The organism is Pectobacterium aquaticum (genome assembly GCF_003382565.3).
Taxonomy (GTDB): Bacteria; Pseudomonadota; Gammaproteobacteria; order Enterobacterales; family Enterobacteriaceae; genus Pectobacterium; species Pectobacterium aquaticum.
In genome coordinates this window covers 1,035,575-1,051,196 of the sequence record NZ_CP086253.1, presented here as the reverse complement: position 1 = coordinate 1,051,196, position 15,622 = coordinate 1,035,575, and the positions used below count along the sequence as shown (strand labels likewise).

The 15,622-nt window shown below is 57.0% G+C and carries 17 protein-coding genes; 6 read left to right on the top strand and 11 right to left on the bottom strand.

Annotated elements, in window-relative coordinates:
* Positions 1–49 precede the first annotated feature (49 nt).
* Genes DMB82_RS04870 through DMB82_RS04860 form a run of 3 tightly spaced genes read right to left on the bottom strand, consistent with a single transcriptional unit; the run spans position 50 to position 1,895 of the window.
* The gene (locus tag DMB82_RS04870; RefSeq protein ID WP_102119141.1) at positions 50–595 is read right to left on the bottom strand and encodes a 1,2-dihydroxy-3-keto-5-methylthiopentene dioxygenase; all 546 of its coding nucleotides are present in this window, start codon (positions 593–595) and stop codon (positions 50–52) included.
* Positions 592–1,281, bottom strand: a complete 690-nt coding sequence (mtnC, locus tag DMB82_RS04865) for an acireductone synthase (protein WP_116164775.1) — start codon at positions 1,279–1,281, stop codon at positions 592–594. The genes DMB82_RS04870 and mtnC overlap by 4 nt, the downstream gene beginning before the upstream one ends.
* Positions 1,278–1,895, bottom strand: a complete 618-nt coding sequence (locus tag DMB82_RS04860; protein ID WP_102119139.1) for a methylthioribulose 1-phosphate dehydratase — start codon at positions 1,893–1,895, stop codon at positions 1,278–1,280. The genes mtnC and DMB82_RS04860 overlap by 4 nt, the downstream gene beginning before the upstream one ends.
* 180 nt (positions 1,896–2,075) lie before the next feature.
* On the opposite strand from DMB82_RS04860, the gene DMB82_RS04855 reads away from it, so the two are divergent.
* Positions 2,076–3,233, top strand: a complete 1,158-nt coding sequence (locus DMB82_RS04855) for a pyridoxal phosphate-dependent aminotransferase (RefSeq protein WP_102119138.1) — start codon at positions 2,076–2,078, stop codon at positions 3,231–3,233.
* Positions 3,221–4,003, top strand: a complete 783-nt coding sequence (locus DMB82_RS04850) for an amidohydrolase (protein WP_116164773.1) — start codon at positions 3,221–3,223, stop codon at positions 4,001–4,003. The genes DMB82_RS04855 and DMB82_RS04850 overlap by 13 nt, the downstream gene beginning before the upstream one ends.
* 35 nt (positions 4,004–4,038) lie before the next feature.
* On the opposite strand, the gene hpxK is transcribed toward DMB82_RS04850, so the two are convergent.
* The 7 genes from hpxK to DMB82_RS04815 all read right to left on the bottom strand — a co-directional run bounded on the left by hpxK (position 4,039) and on the right by DMB82_RS04815 (position 10,944).
* Positions 4,039–5,301, bottom strand: a complete 1,263-nt coding sequence (hpxK, locus tag DMB82_RS04845; protein WP_103943398.1) for an allantoate amidohydrolase — start codon at positions 5,299–5,301, stop codon at positions 4,039–4,041.
* Positions 5,298–6,542: a pyridoxal-phosphate-dependent aminotransferase family protein gene (locus tag DMB82_RS04840; RefSeq protein ID WP_116164771.1), complete on the bottom strand. Its 1,245-nt coding sequence runs from the start codon at positions 6,540–6,542 to the stop codon at positions 5,298–5,300. The genes hpxK and DMB82_RS04840 overlap by 4 nt, the downstream gene beginning before the upstream one ends.
* A 93-nt stretch (positions 6,543–6,635) precedes the next feature.
* Positions 6,636–7,379 carry an amino acid ABC transporter ATP-binding protein gene (locus DMB82_RS04835; RefSeq protein ID WP_010306965.1) on the bottom strand — a complete coding sequence of 248 codons (744 nt, stop codon included), beginning with the start codon at positions 7,377–7,379 and terminating at the stop codon, positions 6,636–6,638.
* Positions 7,360–8,013, bottom strand: coding sequence for an amino acid ABC transporter permease (locus DMB82_RS04830; protein WP_029368898.1), 654 nt, complete (start codon positions 8,011–8,013; stop codon positions 7,360–7,362). Before DMB82_RS04830 ends, DMB82_RS04835 begins: the two co-directional genes overlap by 20 nt.
* Positions 8,013–8,678: an amino acid ABC transporter permease gene (locus tag DMB82_RS04825; RefSeq protein ID WP_116164769.1), complete on the bottom strand. Its 666-nt coding sequence runs from the start codon at positions 8,676–8,678 to the stop codon at positions 8,013–8,015. Before DMB82_RS04825 ends, DMB82_RS04830 begins: the two co-directional genes overlap by 1 nt.
* A gap of 12 nt (positions 8,679–8,690) precedes the next feature.
* Entirely contained in the window at positions 8,691–9,497 is an 807-nt protein-coding gene (locus tag DMB82_RS04820) for a transporter substrate-binding domain-containing protein (RefSeq protein WP_039504765.1), read from the bottom strand.
* A gap of 607 nt (positions 9,498–10,104) precedes the next feature.
* Entirely contained in the window at positions 10,105–10,944 is an 840-nt protein-coding gene (locus DMB82_RS04815) for a MurR/RpiR family transcriptional regulator (RefSeq protein WP_102119165.1), read from the bottom strand.
* 197 nt (positions 10,945–11,141) lie between these two features.
* On the opposite strand from DMB82_RS04815, the gene DMB82_RS04810 reads away from it, so the two are divergent.
* From DMB82_RS04810 to hpxZ, 4 genes are read left to right on the top strand one after another with little or no spacing between them, the layout of a single operon-like run.
* Positions 11,142–12,746, top strand: coding sequence for a gamma-glutamyltransferase family protein (locus DMB82_RS04810; protein ID WP_116164767.1), 1,605 nt, complete (start codon positions 11,142–11,144; stop codon positions 12,744–12,746).
* Positions 12,747–12,773: 27 nt separating this feature from the next.
* Positions 12,774–12,980 carry an oxalurate catabolism protein HpxX gene (gene hpxX, locus DMB82_RS04805; protein WP_116164765.1) on the top strand — a complete coding sequence of 69 codons (207 nt, stop codon included), beginning with the start codon at positions 12,774–12,776 and terminating at the stop codon, positions 12,978–12,980.
* Entirely contained in the window at positions 12,977–14,467 is a 1,491-nt protein-coding gene (locus DMB82_RS04800; protein WP_116164763.1) for an AtzE family amidohydrolase, read from the top strand. The genes hpxX and DMB82_RS04800 overlap by 4 nt, the downstream gene beginning before the upstream one ends.
* 43 nt (positions 14,468–14,510) lie before the next feature.
* Positions 14,511–14,897, top strand: a complete 387-nt coding sequence (hpxZ, locus tag DMB82_RS04795) for an oxalurate catabolism protein HpxZ (RefSeq protein WP_116164761.1) — start codon at positions 14,511–14,513, stop codon at positions 14,895–14,897.
* Positions 14,898–14,944: 47 nt separating this feature from the next.
* Here hpxZ and DMB82_RS04790 read toward each other — a convergent pair whose 3' ends face one another.
* A complete protein-coding gene (locus DMB82_RS04790; protein ID WP_116164759.1) occupies positions 14,945–15,337 on the bottom strand; it encodes a VOC family protein in 393 nt (130 codons plus the stop codon).
* Positions 15,338–15,622 lie beyond the last annotated feature (285 nt).

Genomic DNA, 15,622 nt, shown 5'->3' with positions numbered 1-15,622 from the left:
CACGAAACATACTCATTCATTCACAGAGCGTTCGTTTACAACAAACGAGCTATCGCTCCAATTTCGGATACGCATCCGCGATTTTATCGCCAGTGAAATGCGCTATCCACCCTTCCGGGTTATCGAACAGTCGGATGGCGGTGAAGTGTGGTTCCGGTCCCATATCAAACCAGTGCGCGGTGCCCGCGGGGACGGACAGCAGATCGTTCTTCTCACACAGAATCTGGTAAATCTTGCCGTTCAGGTGCAGACAGAACAGCCCCGCGCCTTCCACGAAAAAGCGCACTTCGTCTTCATGATGCACATGCTCGGATAAAAACTTGGTGCGTAGCTCCGCGCGCTGCGGATTATCGGAACGCATGCTGATGACATCCCAGCTCTGATAGCCTTTTTCTGCCACCAGCTTATTGATTTCATGCTGATAGGCCGCCAGCACTTCTTCAGACGACGGCGCATCGCTCAGCTTCTGGCTGGCTTCCCAGCGTTCAAAACGTACGCCGATGTCGTTCAGCTGTTTCTGAATCGCCTCGGCATCCTGACTTTGCCAAATCGGCTGGCTTGCATCGCTGTCGCTAAAAATGGTTAATCCACTCATTGGGCGTACTCCGGTAAGTCGATCTGGTCAAAACGTGCCACCTGACGGTGACGGCTTACGTTATCCGCATCATCACGAATAAGCTGGCAGGTGTGCCAGCCGGCCTCCTGCGCGGCATCCAGTTCCTGACGAATGTCCGACAGGAACAACAGTTGCTCAGCAGGTAGCCCGATGGCTTGCGCAATCGTGCGATAAGAATCGGTCTCCCGCTTCGCACCGACGCGGGTATCAAAATAGTCGCTGAACAGCGGGCGCAGATCGCCCGCGTTGCTATAGCCGAACAGCAGTTGCTGCGCTTCTACCGAGCCTGACGAGTACACGTACAGGCGCAGGCCCTGCTGCTGCCATGCGGCGAGTTGTGCGGCCACTTCAGGGTACAGATGCCCCTGAAAATCGCCGTTACGATAGCCCGTACGCCAGATAATGCCTTGCAACTGCTTCAGCGCGGTGGATTTACGATCTTCATCCATAAACTGGTTCAGCGCGGTAATCAGCGTCTCGCTATCCGCATCCGGCTGACCTAACTCCTGACGCAACACGTCCAGCGCCTGCGCAATCTCAGGATCGCTACCGTGCTGCCGAACGGTGTCGGCCAGACGTTCGCGGGCATAAGGGAACAGCACGCTGTGAACAAAACGGATGTCGCTGGTGGTACCTTCAATATCCGTCACAATGGCCTTAATCATGCTTTCGCCTCCAATAGTCGACGCTGCAATTCGCACTGGAACAGGAACTCCAGCCCTTCCAGATGACGACGTGCTTCTTTCACCGTCGCGCCCCAGCAGTAAAGACCGTGGCCGCGCACCAGAAAACCGTAACGTAGCGGCGTCTGGCTGGCGTACTCGGTTACCCGCTGCGCCAACGCCGGAATATCCTGATCGTTATCGAAAATCGGGATCGCCACGCGATCCAAATGGGTGGTTTGCCCCGCCAACGACTTTTGCATTTCATAGCCGTGCAGCACCAGCTCAGCGCCCTTCTCTACCCGAGACAGCACCGTCGCGTTCACCGAATGCGTATGCAGCACTGCGCCGATAGTCGGCTCACGGCGATACAGCAGCGTATGCAGCCCCGTTTCCGCCGACGGCGTACGACCGCTCGGCACATGGTTAGTGGCAATCTCCACCAGCAGGAAATCCTCTGCCTGAAGACTGCCTTTATCTTTACCCGATTCGGTAATCAGGCACTGCGCTTCATCAAGGCGTACGGACATATTGCCGCCCGTCGCCGGACACCAGCCCTTCTCGCCTATCCAGTGGCAGGCCGCAAGCAGCGCCGTCAATTGTTGATTTTCAGTCATGAGGCTTCCCGTTTTTGGTCTCTCTGTTTCAAAGCATGCAGTTGCAGGTTTAGATTTTTTCATTATGTCTTAGCACGCAAAGGCATTTAGCCGTTTAAACGTCCAAGCGTCTTGATTGCCAAATACTAACAGCATGTTATATTACCAAGCAATACAGGCTTGCAGGAGTTCCACCCCGCTATGAGCGCCGCTCTGATCCCCGACAGTAAACTGCCTTCGCTGGGCACCACCATCTTTACCCAGATGAGTGCACTGGCCCAACAGCATCAGGCCATCAATCTATCACAAGGTTTCCCTGATTTTGACGGCCCGGATTATTTACAACAGCGGCTGGCGTATCATGTCAGTCAGGGCGCAAACCAATATGCGCCGATGACCGGTGTTGCACCGCTGCGTCAGGCGATTGCTGAAAAAACGCAAGAACTGTACGGCTGGCGACCGGATGCCGATAGCGAAGTGACCGTCACGGCGGGGGCGACCGAAGCGCTGTTTGCCGCCATTGCCGCGCTGGTACGACCCGGCGACGAAGTGATTTGCTTCGATCCCAGCTATGACAGCTATGCGCCTGCCGTTACGCTGGCTGGCGGCGTACTCAAACGCATCGCCTTGCAGCCGCCTGCATTTCGCGTGGACTGGTCGCATTTTACCAGTTTGCTGAGCGACCGTACTCGTTTGGTCATCCTGAATACACCACATAACCCGTCCGCTACCGTCTGGCAGAAGGCCGATTTTGAGCAACTGTGGCAGGCAATTGCCACACGTAACATCTTCGTACTGAGCGATGAAGTCTACGAACACATCTGTTTCGACAGTGAAGGACACGCCAGCGTGCTGGCACATCCGTCGCTGCGTCAACGCGCTATCGCCGTTTCATCGTTTGGCAAAACGTTCCACATGACCGGCTGGAAAGTCGGCTACTGCGTCGCGCCAGCCGCATTGAGTGCGGAAATCCGTAAGGTTCACCAGTATCTGACGTTCTCCGTGAACACGCCTGCGCAGTTCGCCATCGCCGATATGCTGCGCGAACAGCCGCAACACTGGCGCGAACTACCCGATTTTTACCGTGCCAAGCGCGATCGTTTCATCAAGGCGCTGGCGGGCAGCCGTTTTGACATTCTGCCCTGCGAAGGCACTTACTTCCTGCTGGCGGACTATCGGGCGATTTCCGACCTGGACGATGTCAGCTTCTGCCGCTGGCTGACCGAGCACGTTGGCGTTGCCGCCATTCCGCTGTCCGTCTTTTGTGCCGATCCGTTCCCACATACGCTGATTCGACTATGCTTTGCTAAACAGGAAGTGACGTTGGATGCCGCTGCGGAGCGTTTATGTCGACTTTAAAGATTTCATTACTGCAACAGCCTCTGGTCTGGCGCGATGGCGAAGCCAACCTGCGCCACTTCGATACCTTATTAGCGGAGATGAGCGGGCGTGATGTGGCAGGACGCGATCTGATTGTGCTGCCGGAGATGTTCACCACTGGCTTTGCGATGGAGGCCGCCAAAGGCAGTCTGGATCAGTCAGTCGTAGAAGCGTGGCTGCACCAGTGGGCGCAGAAGACGAATGCGCTGATCGGCGGCAGCGTCGCGGTAAATACGCCAAAAGGTGCGGTGAACCGGTTCCTGCTGGTCGATCCGCACGGCGAGGTGTATCACTACGATAAACGTCACCTGTTCCGCATGGCGGATGAACATCACCACTATCAGGCAGGCACAGAGCGAGTCACCATTGAATGGCGCGGCTGGCGCATCTGCCCGATGATCTGCTATGACCTGCGTTTCCCCGTATGGTCGCGCAATCGACAGGATTACGATCTGGCGCTGTATGTCGCCAACTGGCCTGCGCCTCGCGCGGCACACTGGCAGACGCTGCTAGCAGCGCGCGCCATTGAGAATCAGGCCTACGTTGCAGGCTGTAACCGCGTCGGTACCGACGGCAACGGCCACAGCTACCGTGGCGATAGCCTGATTATTAATGCTCAAGGGGAAATTCTGGCCTCTGCCGCCCCCAATCAGCCTGCCTGTCTGGACGCCGAACTGTCGCTGGAAGCGTTGCAAAGCTACCGGGAATCCTTCCCCGCCTGGCGCGATGCCGATCGCTTTACGCTGTAGTGGTTGTGCTGTAGCTGTAATAGATGTAGCTGTCGTTACTGTGCAGAGGCGTGGTAGAACACCGCCTGATAGAACGCCTGTAGCGCCAGCGCCACATCTGCCGTGGTAACAGATTCATCAGGATGGTGGCTGATACCACCGCGACAGCGGACAAACAACATCGCTACTGGCCAGCGTTCGGCGATGGCGATGGCGTCGTGCCCCGCACCGCTTGGCAGCATCAGCGTTTTCCCCTGTACCTGCGTCACCGCCTCATTTAATACCGACTGCAACGCGGGATCGCAGCGGGTTGCCGCAATACGATAATACTCTTCGGCGCTGAACTGGCAGCCGCGCTGGTGCGCGATAGCCTGTCCCAGCGTCAGGAGTCTTTCCAGCAACGCATCCAGCGGCGCATCCTCCGGCCCGCGAATATCCAGCGTCATTTTCACCTCGCCGGGGATGACGTTCGCCGCGCCCGGTAAACACTGCAACGTACCAAACGTAGCGACCAGATGAGGATCGCTTTCTCGCGTTACCCGTTCTGCCTGCGCCATCCAGTCAGCCGCCGCCGCCAGCGCATCCTGCCGCTGCGTCATCGGTACCGTGCCCGCATGCCCCGCCAGACCGAGGAACGTGCAGTTGAGCCGCCGCGCCCCGTTAATCGCGGTGACCACGCCCAGCGCCAGATCCTGCTGTTCCAGACACGGCCCTTGTTCGATGTGCAACTCCAGATAGGCGGTGATATCACTGACCGGACGTGCCGCCAGCGCCACCTCAAGCGGATCCAGCCCCGCAATGGTCAACGCCTGCGCCACGCTGGTGCCTTCTGCATCCTGACAATCCAGCCAGTTCTCCGGCCAGGTACCCGTTAGCCCTCGACTGCCCAGCAGCGTAATGCCAAAACGCGTACCTTCCTCATCGCCGAAGCCGATGATTTCCAGCGCCACGGGCAAACGCGTCCCCTGCTGATGGAAGGCACGCACGACTTCAATCGCCGTCAATACGCCCAGCATGCCGTCATACCGTCCAGCATTGCGCACCGTATCCAGATGCGAACCGAGCAGCAGCGCTGGCGCATCCGGTGTTAATCCTTCATAGCGACCACAAATGTTGCCAACGCTATCCTGCCAGACGTTCATGCCCGCTTCGCGCATCCATTCCCCCACCTGCGCATTGGCACGCAGGTGTTCCAGCGACAGATAAACGCGGGTCAGCTGGCCGGGCGTTTCGCTAATTTCAGCCAGCGCATCGCAGCGCAACATAATCTGCTCAGCGGCGGCCTGTGCGGCAGCGGGCAACATCAACATTTCACTCATGCACGTCCCTCATCCGCCGCGTAGCAATTCCAGGCGGCCTGCAAGGCTTCACCCTGCACGGTACGGAAGCCAAGTCGATTCAGCACCGCCTCCAGCGCCGTCAGCGTTTGCATCACGCAGTCTTTACGCGCGTTGTAGCCCATCGTACCGATGCGCCATATCTTGCCCTGAAGCGGGCCAAACGAGGTGCCGATCTCGATGGCAAAATCTTCCAGCAGCAGCTTACGCACCTGCTCGCCGTGAACGCCGTCAGGAATCACCACGCCCAGCACGTTATTCATTTTGTGGGTCAGCGAACCAAAGGTGTCCAGCCCCATTCCCTGAATCCCCGCCACCAGTGCACTACCGTGCAGCGCATGGCGAGCAATACTGCGATCCAGCCCTTCTTCGAGGATCGTTCGGGCACATTCGCGTGCGGCGAACAGCATGCTCGTCGCCTCGGTATGGTGGTTCAGGCGCTCCGGCCCCCAGTAATCCATCACCATGCCCAGATCGAAATAGTTGGAATAGATCATCTCGTCGTCGCCGTCCTGATGCGCGTCCGTTCTGATCCCCTGTTCGACGCATTTACGCCGGCGGATCACCGCTTCCATCTGCGGACTAAGCGTGATCGGTGAACTGCCGGACGGCCCGCCGAGGCATTTCTGCAACCCTGCGGAAACCGCATCCAGTCCCCATTTATCCGTTTCCAGCGGGTTACCGCCAAAAGAGGCGGTAGCATCGGTATAGAACAGTACGCCGTAGCGGCGGCAAATCTCACCCAGTTCCTCTAGCGGTTGCAGCATGGTAGTCGATGTATCGCCCTGCACCGTCAGCAGCAAACGCGGGCGTACCGTTTTGATCGCGTCTTCGATCTGGTCTGGTGAAAACACCTCGCCCCACGGCACTTCGATGGTATGAACGTCAGCACGACAGCGGCGGGCAATCTCGCACAGCAGATGACCAAAACGGCCAAATACCGGCACCAGCACCTTGTCACCGGGGCGGATCGCCGACAGCAGAATCGCTTCGATCCCCGCTCGCGAGGTGCCATCTACCAGCATCGTCCAGCGGTTTTCCGTACGGAAAAGCTGACGGTAGAGCTCCATGACCTGATTCATGTAGTTGGTCATCGCGGGATCATATTGCCCCACCAACTGGCTGGCCATTGCCCGTAATACGCGCGGATCGGCATTGATCGGCCCCGGCCCCATCAGCAGGCGATGAGGGGGATTGATTTGCGCGTACAGTTCGCTGTTCATGGTTATGTGCTCCAGATTCTTTACGTTACTGGTCTGCTAATCGAATGATTTGATGCGCGTTTCCGTGCGTGATTAGCTCAAAAGAGGGAAGCCTTACGCTTCCGATAGTCCCCGGACGGAGGCGATGAACTGTTTCAGTTCGCGGGTCTGCGGGTTGGCGAACAGTGTTTTGCTGTCGCCCTGCTCCCAGACCGTGCCCTGATGCATAAACACCACGCGGTCGCCCACTTCACGGGCAAAATTCATTTCATGCGTCACCAGAATCAGCGTCATGCCTTCGGCAGCCAGCTGTTCCAGCACTTTCAGCACTTCGCCGACTAATTCAGGATCGAGTGCCGAAGTAATTTCGTCGCACAGCAGGACTTTTGGGCTCATCGCCAGCGCGCGGGCAATCGCGACGCGCTGCTGCTGACCACCCGACAGATTGGCGGGATAGTAGTGAAGGCGTTCACCCAGCCCGACCTTATTGAGCATCTGTTCACCCAGCTCACGGCACTCCGCTGCGCTTTTGCCCAGCACGCGGCGCGGTGCCAGCATCACGTTTTCCAGCGCCGTCATGTGCGGAAACAGATTGAAGTTCTGGAACACCATCCCGACCGAGCGGCTGATTTCCCGCGCCTGCGAATCCCTGTCGGTAACGGTCATCCCACCCAGCTTGATGCTGCCGTCCTGATAGCCTTCCAAACCGTTCATGCAGCGCAATAGCGTGCTCTTACCGGAGCCGCTGCGCCCGATGATCGAAATGACTTCGCCCATTTCGATATCCAAATCCACGCCTTTCAGGACATGGTTCTGGCCGTAATATTTTTGAACCTGATTAATGGTGATGAGCGGCATTGAATTTCTTCTCCAGATAGCGGCTGTAGTAAGAGAGCGGATAGCACATCAGGAAATAGCCCAGCGCCACCAATCCGAACACTTTAAACGGCTGATAGGTCACGTTATTCAACATGGTTCCCGCCTTGGTCAGTTCGATAAATCCGATGATTGATGCCAGCGCGGTACCTTTAATCACCTGCACGGAAAACCCCACGGTAGGCGCGATGGCGATACGCATCGCCTGCGGCGCAATCACCCGATAGAGCGTCTGGCCGAAATCCAGTCCGAGACAGCGCGATGCTTCCCACTGCCCTTTTGGCAAGGCTTCCACGCTGCCACACCAGATATCTACCAGAAAGGCGCTGGTAAAGAGCGTCAGCGCCAGTGCCGCCGCCGTCCACGGGCTCACATCGATGCCGAACAGCGCCAACCCGAAAAAGGCGAGAAACAGCTGCATCAGCAGCGGCGTCCCCTGAAACAGCTCGGAATACAGGTGGACAAGGCGCGTCGGCCATTTGCGTTTAGTCAGCCGCAGCAGCATCAGCGGAAAGGTCACTATCGCGCCGCCAATGAAAGCCGTCAGCGACAGCAGTAGCGTCCAACGTGCCGCCAGCAGCAGGTTGCGCACAATATCCCAGTCGGTAAATGTCATCATGACTGATTCCCCAGAAAGCGCCGACCCGCCAGCAGTAAGAGTTGTCGCATCAGAACAGACAGCATCAGGTAACACAGCGTGGTTGCCAGATACACTTCAAAGCTCAAAAACGTACGAGACTGAATCAGGTTGGCAGCAAAAGTCAGTTCTTCGTAAGACACCTGCGACACCACTGACGATCCCAGCATGACGATGATGCATTGGCTAACCAGCGCCGGATAAATCCGCTGGAGCGCGGGCGGTAGAATCACACGCAGGAAGGTCTGCATCCGCGTCAGCCCCAGCACGCGAGCGGCTTCCCACTGGCCTTTCGGCGTCACCTGAATCCCCGCGCGGATAATCTCGGTGCTGTACGCCCCCAGATTAATCAGCATCGCCAACAGCGCGGCCTGTCCGGCGGTGAGCTTCAAGCCCAGACTCGGCAAGCCGAAGACGATGAAGAACAGCTGAACCACAAACGGCGTATTGCGGATCAACTCGACGTAGACACCCCATAGCCGACTCAGCAAGGTGGGCTTGCCACTGCGGAAGGCCGCACCGAAGATGCCGATAGCAATGCCGCCGAGGGTTGCCATGACCGTCAGCTCAATGGTGACCCACAACCCCTCCAGCAACTCAGGCCAGAACGGAAATAGCGCGGAAAAATTAAGCTGATAGGTCATGGCGTGATCCCGTTAAGCCTTAATGCTGGCCGGCAGCGGCGCTTTCAGCCATTTTTCCGACAGGGTATTGAGCGTGTTGTCTTTCAGTGCCTGCTCAATCAACGCATCGACTTTCGCTTTCAGCGCGGGCTCATCTTTTTTCAGCCCGATGTAGCACGGCGAATCTTTCAGCATAAACTTCGCTACCGGTGCTTTCGTCGGATTCTGCTCGGCGATAGCGGCTACAACCAGGTTACCCGTTGCAACATATTCCACCTGCCCGGACAGGTACGCCGACAGCGTGGTGTTGTTATCTTCGTAGCGCTTAATCTGTGCGGCCTTCGGTGCGATATCCGTCAGCACCATGTCTTCTACCGCACCGCGCGTGACGCCAATGCTCTTGCCTTCCAGCGCTTCAGACGATGTCAGCGTGCTGTCTTTCGGCCCAAATACGCCGAGGAAAAACGGCGCATAGGCGCGGCTGAAATCGATCACCTTTTCACGCTCGGCGTTTTTGCCCAGACTGGAGATCACCAGGTCAACTTTGTTGGTTTGCAGATACGGTACGCGGTTAGCACTGGTTACCGGAACCAACTGCAACTTTAGTTTCATCTCTTTCGCCAGATAGCGAGCGATATCGATGTCATACCCCTGCGGTTGCAGATCCGTCCCCACCGATCCAAACGGCGGGAAATCCTGCGGGACAGCGACACGCAGCACGCCGCGCTTCTCGATATCCTGCAACTGATCGGCCATCGCACTACCGGCCTGAACCAGTAACATTGCCGCGCCCATCACCGCCAGTAACCCTTTTTTGATGCCCAGTTTATTGATCAACATCGTCTCTGCCCCCGGTTAGTATAATTGAAACGAAAGATTCTTTAAAAACAAAAATTGAAACCATCGTTGCAGGAATTAAGCAAGGAGCATGCCAGATCGCATGGGTACTCTTGGCGATGAGGAACAGCGTAGAAGGTCAAATGATTTTGCTAAAACAAGGCATAGCTATGGATATGAAATATTTGTGAAAAATTTCGTGCGTAATACTCAGGGCTGAACCTTATGGTTTTCATGCTTTATTCGCGTCAAGAATTACGCTGAGGTGAGCATGACCGCCGGATGAGCGGCATGGACGCCGCGAAAGTCAGCGCCGCGTCGGGAGCGCGTCGCTGACGGTCCGGGTTGCGGGCATAAACGCCGAAGGTACCGCGAAGCGGCGTGATTCCTCGCAAAAAGCCTGGGTTCATAGGGCAAGCGGCGTTTGAGCTGCCCTATGTCGGGCGTGGCGCTGCGTCACAAAAATAATCCGGTGCTATCACGCCCGAAACGATCTGCATGACTATATGACAGATCCACATGACGGCATGACACATAAGGGCATCAGAATAGCACCAAACATCAACTATACTGCACTGAATTGGTGCATTAGCACCATCCCAACGCACCATTAGCGTTGCTCAAGCTCATCCAGTTCACCATAAAGATCCACGATCTGGTGGATACGTTGGCGTCCGTCACGCAGCATTTCATGCAGCAATGCATTGCTGATCACGTTCACTAAACTCATCGCGGACGAATAGCTGTCAAACGCCGAGACGCTGTCCAGCGGGACGCACAGCGACCAGGTTGCCAGCGACATTAGCGTACTGGCCTGTGGTTCGCACAGCAGCAGCACAGGCACACCGCGCTTTTGCAACTGTGCCAACAGCGGCTGGATCAGACGCGGGCGGCGGCGAAACGCCACCACAATCACGGCATCCTGTGCGGTAAGATCCACCAGCTCTTCGGATAACGTCTGCCCCGGCTGCGTCAGCAGCGTGACCTGTTGGCGAATCTGGAGCAACTGTTGGCGCAGGTGCAGCGCCACCGGATAGCTATTGCGCAGCCCAATCAGACACAGGCGCTGCGCCTGCATCAGCGCCTGAATCACCGCGCCAAATTGCACGGGGTCAATCTGGTTTATCCACTGCGTCAGGTTCGCCATTTCCTGCTTGTAATGCCGCGCCAACAGCGTATTCCCCTGCACGGCATCCCGGTTATCCGCCAGCGGCATCCCGCTTTGGCGCAGCGTTCTGAGTTCATCGCGCATGTCACGGTAGCTGGGGTAGCCCAGCCGTTTGAACAATCGGCTGACGGTCGCTTTGGAGACGCCGCTCAGCCGCGCCAGCTCGGCGCTGTTGTAGCTAATCAGATCGTCAAAGTGATCGAAGATGAAATCCGCGACGCGCTGTTCCTGCGGTGAGAGTTCGCCGTAGCGATCCCGTAATCGTTCATCTATTTGCATCATCATCTCTCATCCATTGCGCTTGCTGTAACGTTTGTTTCATGTCGCAGAACATAGCACAGGATTGTCAGGATGATATAGATACCCCTTCCGGCACCGCATACGGACTTTCTACCGCACCGAAAAACTGGAACGCCGTTTGCTTATAGCTAAGGTTAATAACTCTTACCCTACATAATATTTAAACAAGGAATCCTGAGATGATGCAAAGCAACACCGCCCCGCTGGGTATGGCGGTAGCACCTCATCATTTAGCCAGTGCCAGCGCGTTGGCCGTTCTGCGTGAAGGTGGAAACGCCATTGAAGCCATGGTCGCGGCGGCGGCAACGATTGCCGTGGTGTACCCGCATATGAACGGGATCGGCGGCGACGGCTTCTGGCTGATTGTGCCCCCACACGGCGAACCCGTTGCTATTGATGCCAGCGGGGCAGCGGGGTCGCTGGCCTGCCGTGAGTGGTATCAAGGTGAAAGTCGCATTCCACACCGTGGCCCCAAAGCGGCGCTGACGGTCGCAGGCACCGTCGGCGGCTGGCAGGAAGCGCTGGCCTATTCACAAGAACTGGCCTATTCACAAGAAATAGACAGCACGCCGATGCCGCTGGCTCGTCTGCTATCTGACGCGATCCGCTATGCGGCTGACGGCATTCCCGTCACACAATCTCAGGAGGATGCGCTCACCCAGCGCTATCACGAGCTGAGCGATTTTCCGGCCTTTAGCCAGCTATTTATGCCGCAGGGGAATATCCCGCGCGCGGGCAGCCGTTTCACGCAGCCGGATTTAGCCGATACCCTGACGACGCTCAGTATTGAAGGACTGGACAGTTTTTATCGTGGCTCCGTCGCCGCCCGGCTGTCGGCACAGATGGCGCAGCTCGGTATGCCGCTAACGGCGGACGATCTGGCAAATTACCGCGCCAAACGAACCACACCGCTGGTGCTGAAGCACAGTAAAGGCGATATCTATAACCTCGCGCCGCCGACGCAGGGACTGGTGTCGCTCGCCATTCTCGGCCTGACCGATCATTTAGACATGGAAGATCTGAACGATAGTCAGACGATCCATCGCATTGTCGAATCGACCAAATTGGCGTTTGGTTTGCGCGACCGCTTCATTACCGATCCTAAGCAAATGACGCAGGACGTGCAGGCGTTGCTGGAAAACGATGCGCTCGGCGTGCTGGCTCGGCAAATCGATACCCGCAAAGCCGCGCCGTGGGGAGAAGGCAAAGGCCCCGGCGACACCGTCTGGATGGGCGTATGCGATAGCAGCGGCCTGTGTGTGTCTTTCATTCAAAGCATTTACCACGAGTTTGGCAGCGGCGTGGTCTTGCCGGGAACCGGCGTGCTCTGGCAGAACCGCGGTGCCTCGTTCAGCCTCGATCCGGCACACCTGCTGGCGTTAGAACCCGGTAAGCAGCCGTTTCATACGTTAAACCCTGCCGCTGCACGCCTGTCCGACGGGCGAACCCTGGTCTACGGTTCGATGGGCGGCGACGGACAGCCGCAGACGCAGGCAGCCATCTTTATCCGTCACGTCCAGCAAGGGCTGCCGCTGCAACAGGCGATTACCGCCCCGCGCTGGCTGTTGGGCCGTACCTGGGGACAGGTCTCCGATACGCTGAAGATCGAAGATCGCTTTAAACCCGCGACCGTGGATGCACTGCGTCAGCTCGGTCACGACGTCGAACTCTTGAGCAGCTTTAGTGAAACGGTCGGCCACGCGGGTGCCATCGTACGCCACACCAACGGCATGCTGGAAGGGGCGTTCGATCCACGCAGCAACGGCAGCGCGGCAGGTTTCTAGTTTTTTATTTAACCGGGAGAAAACAGAATGACGATGATCGAACACGATGCGCTGGCAGCCTATCTGCAACAGATGGAAACGCTGCTGGCGCTGCAACTGAGTCAGGAACGGCGTCAGGAGCTGCTTGTGCAGTTCAGCCGCATTCACGCCATGGCACAGCCGCTGATGGCTTTTCCTCTTGATGAGCATCAGGAAATTGCCGGGGTTTATACGCTAGGAGCTTATACGTTATGAGCTTATACGCCAGAAGCGCGTCCTCATCATTATCTATCCGGCAGATTCAGCAAGGTTTACAGGCTGGCACGTTCTCCGCCAGAGAGCTTGCGCAGCAGGCGTTGGGTGCCATTGAGCAGGTCAACCCCACCATTAATGCCTATACCCAGGTTACCAGTACTCGCATGTTGGCAGAGGCTGAGCGCATCGACTCAAGCCGTCAACGCGGAGAAACCTTACCCGCGTTGGCCGGCGTGCCTTACGCCGTCAAGAACCTGTTTGACGTCAGCGGCGAAACCACGTTGGCAGGTGCCGAGCTTTTCAGCCAGCGACCACCCGCGGCACAGAACGCCTTTGCCATCCGCCAGCTTGCCAGTCAGGGCGCACTGCTGTCCGGCATGTTGAATATGGATGCCTATGCCTACGGCTTTACCACCGAAAACAGCCATTACGGCCCCACGCGCAACCCGCTTGATACACAGCGCATTGCGGGTGGATCGTCTGGCGGATCGGCCGCCGCCGTCGCAGCAGGCTTGGTTAACTTCACGCTGGGCAGCGACACCAATGGCTCGATCCGCGTGCCGTCGTCGCTCTGCGGCATTTTCGGGCTAAAGCCGACGTTTGGCCGCTTATCACGTCACGGCAGCCACCCGTTTGTCGCCAGCCTCGACCATATCGGCCCGCTGGCGCGTAGCGCAGACGATCTGGCATTAGTGTTCGATGCCTTACAAGGCCGTGATGAACACGATCGTTTTCAAGCCAAGCGGGAAACGCAGCATACCGCCGCACAGTTGGAAGCGGGCAGTGACGGATTGCGCTACGCGGTGCTTGACGGCTATTTCTCCACCTGGGCCAGCGAGGAAGCCAACACCGCCGTTCGTCAGGTCGCACAGGTGCTGGGCGCACAGGACAGCCTGACGCTAACCGATGCCGCACTAGCACGTAGCGCCGCCTTTATTCTGTCGGCCAGCGAAGGGGGAAACCAGTATTTGCCAGCCTTGCGCACGCAGCCTGAGCGCTTCGAGCCCCTGTCACGCGAGCGGCTGTTGGCAGGCGCAATGATCCCCGCGGCCTGGTATGTGCAGGCTCAGCGCTTCCGGAATTACTTCCGTCAACAGACGCTGGCGCTGTTTGAGCACACCGACCTGCTGATCGCACCGGCGACGCCCTGCTCCGCCACGCTCATTGGGCAGGAAACCATGCGCATTAATGATACCGATCTGCCCGTCCGCGCCAGCATGGGCATGCTGACACAGCCGATCTCTTTCGTCGGTCTGCCCGTCGTGACAGTGCCGGTAGCAACCGCCAGCGGCCTACCGATAGGCGTGCAGATTATTGCCGCACCGTGGCGCGAGGATCTTTGCCTGCGGACGGCGTGGGCGCTGGAGCAGCAGGGCATCACTTATACCCGTCATACTTCAAGTTGCATGTGCGTTGGCTGCGCTCAGTCACCCGAATCACTTACCAGTGTAAGCTCATCGGGATGCCTTCCCTTGCCGCCTGCCTGAAACTCGAATTATTTAGGGTAGTTATCTTATGAGGAAAGAAAATATGTTGCCTGACGATATCAATCAGCCGGATGTACTGGCCGACGTGACTGACGCGTTCTATCGCTATGAGAAAGCCTTAACAGGTAATGACATTGCGGTGCTGGATGAACTGTTCTGGCACGATGAAAAAACGGTGCGCTACGGTGCAGGAGAAAATTTGTACGGGATAGAGGAAATCCGCGCCTTTCGCCTCGCTCGCCCCTCTGCCGGTCTGGACAGAACCCTGCGTAATACGGTCATCACCACCTATGGTCATGATATGGCCGTCGCCAGCACGGAGTTTACCCGCGCAGGCAGTACGAAGATCGGCCGCCAAATGCAAACCTGGGTAAAAATGCCCGAAGGCTGGCGCGTTGTCGCCGCCCACGTCAGCCTGATGAGTGAATGACAACGGGGGATTTCCCCCACGATTACCCCATCTAACCACCCCGAACGTTAAGGCTGGCGGTGATACACCGCTTCAATGTTGAACCCATCGGGGTCGTGCACAAATGCGGCGTAATAATCCTGATGGTAATTCGGCCGCAGCCCCGGAGCACCATTATCTTCGCCTCCCGCTGCAATAGCAGCAGCAAAAAAAGCATCAACACGCTCTCGCGAGGCGGCGCTGAAGGCAAAATGCACGGCTGGGCAGGGCTCGCCCTTTGACTGATAAATCCAGAATTCACCACCGGGATCGCTTGACTGCCCATAGCCTTCCCGCACAGCAAAACTGACGGCAAATGACATGTCCTTAATCAGGCAGTAACCCAACGGCTTGAGCGCCGCTTCATAGAATTGTCGGCTACGGGCAATATCCCGTACCGGGATGCTCAGGTGATCTAACACGATGGCCTCTTTCGAATATCACTATGGATGATATTTGACCATAATAACCATGTACTTTATAATGATAATGCGATCGCGATCGGCAAAATAGAAATGCACGATAGCGCACGAAGCCTCTCACCACATTGGTCCCGCCCCTCGCTTTTATTACTCTGCAAAAATGACAAATATATTATTCAGAACACTCTCATTTATTGGTGGGAATTAACGCAATCATTTTACCTGCAATATCTTTGCTATACTGTATAAAATACCGACAGATAACATAAGTAAAAAATGTAGTTA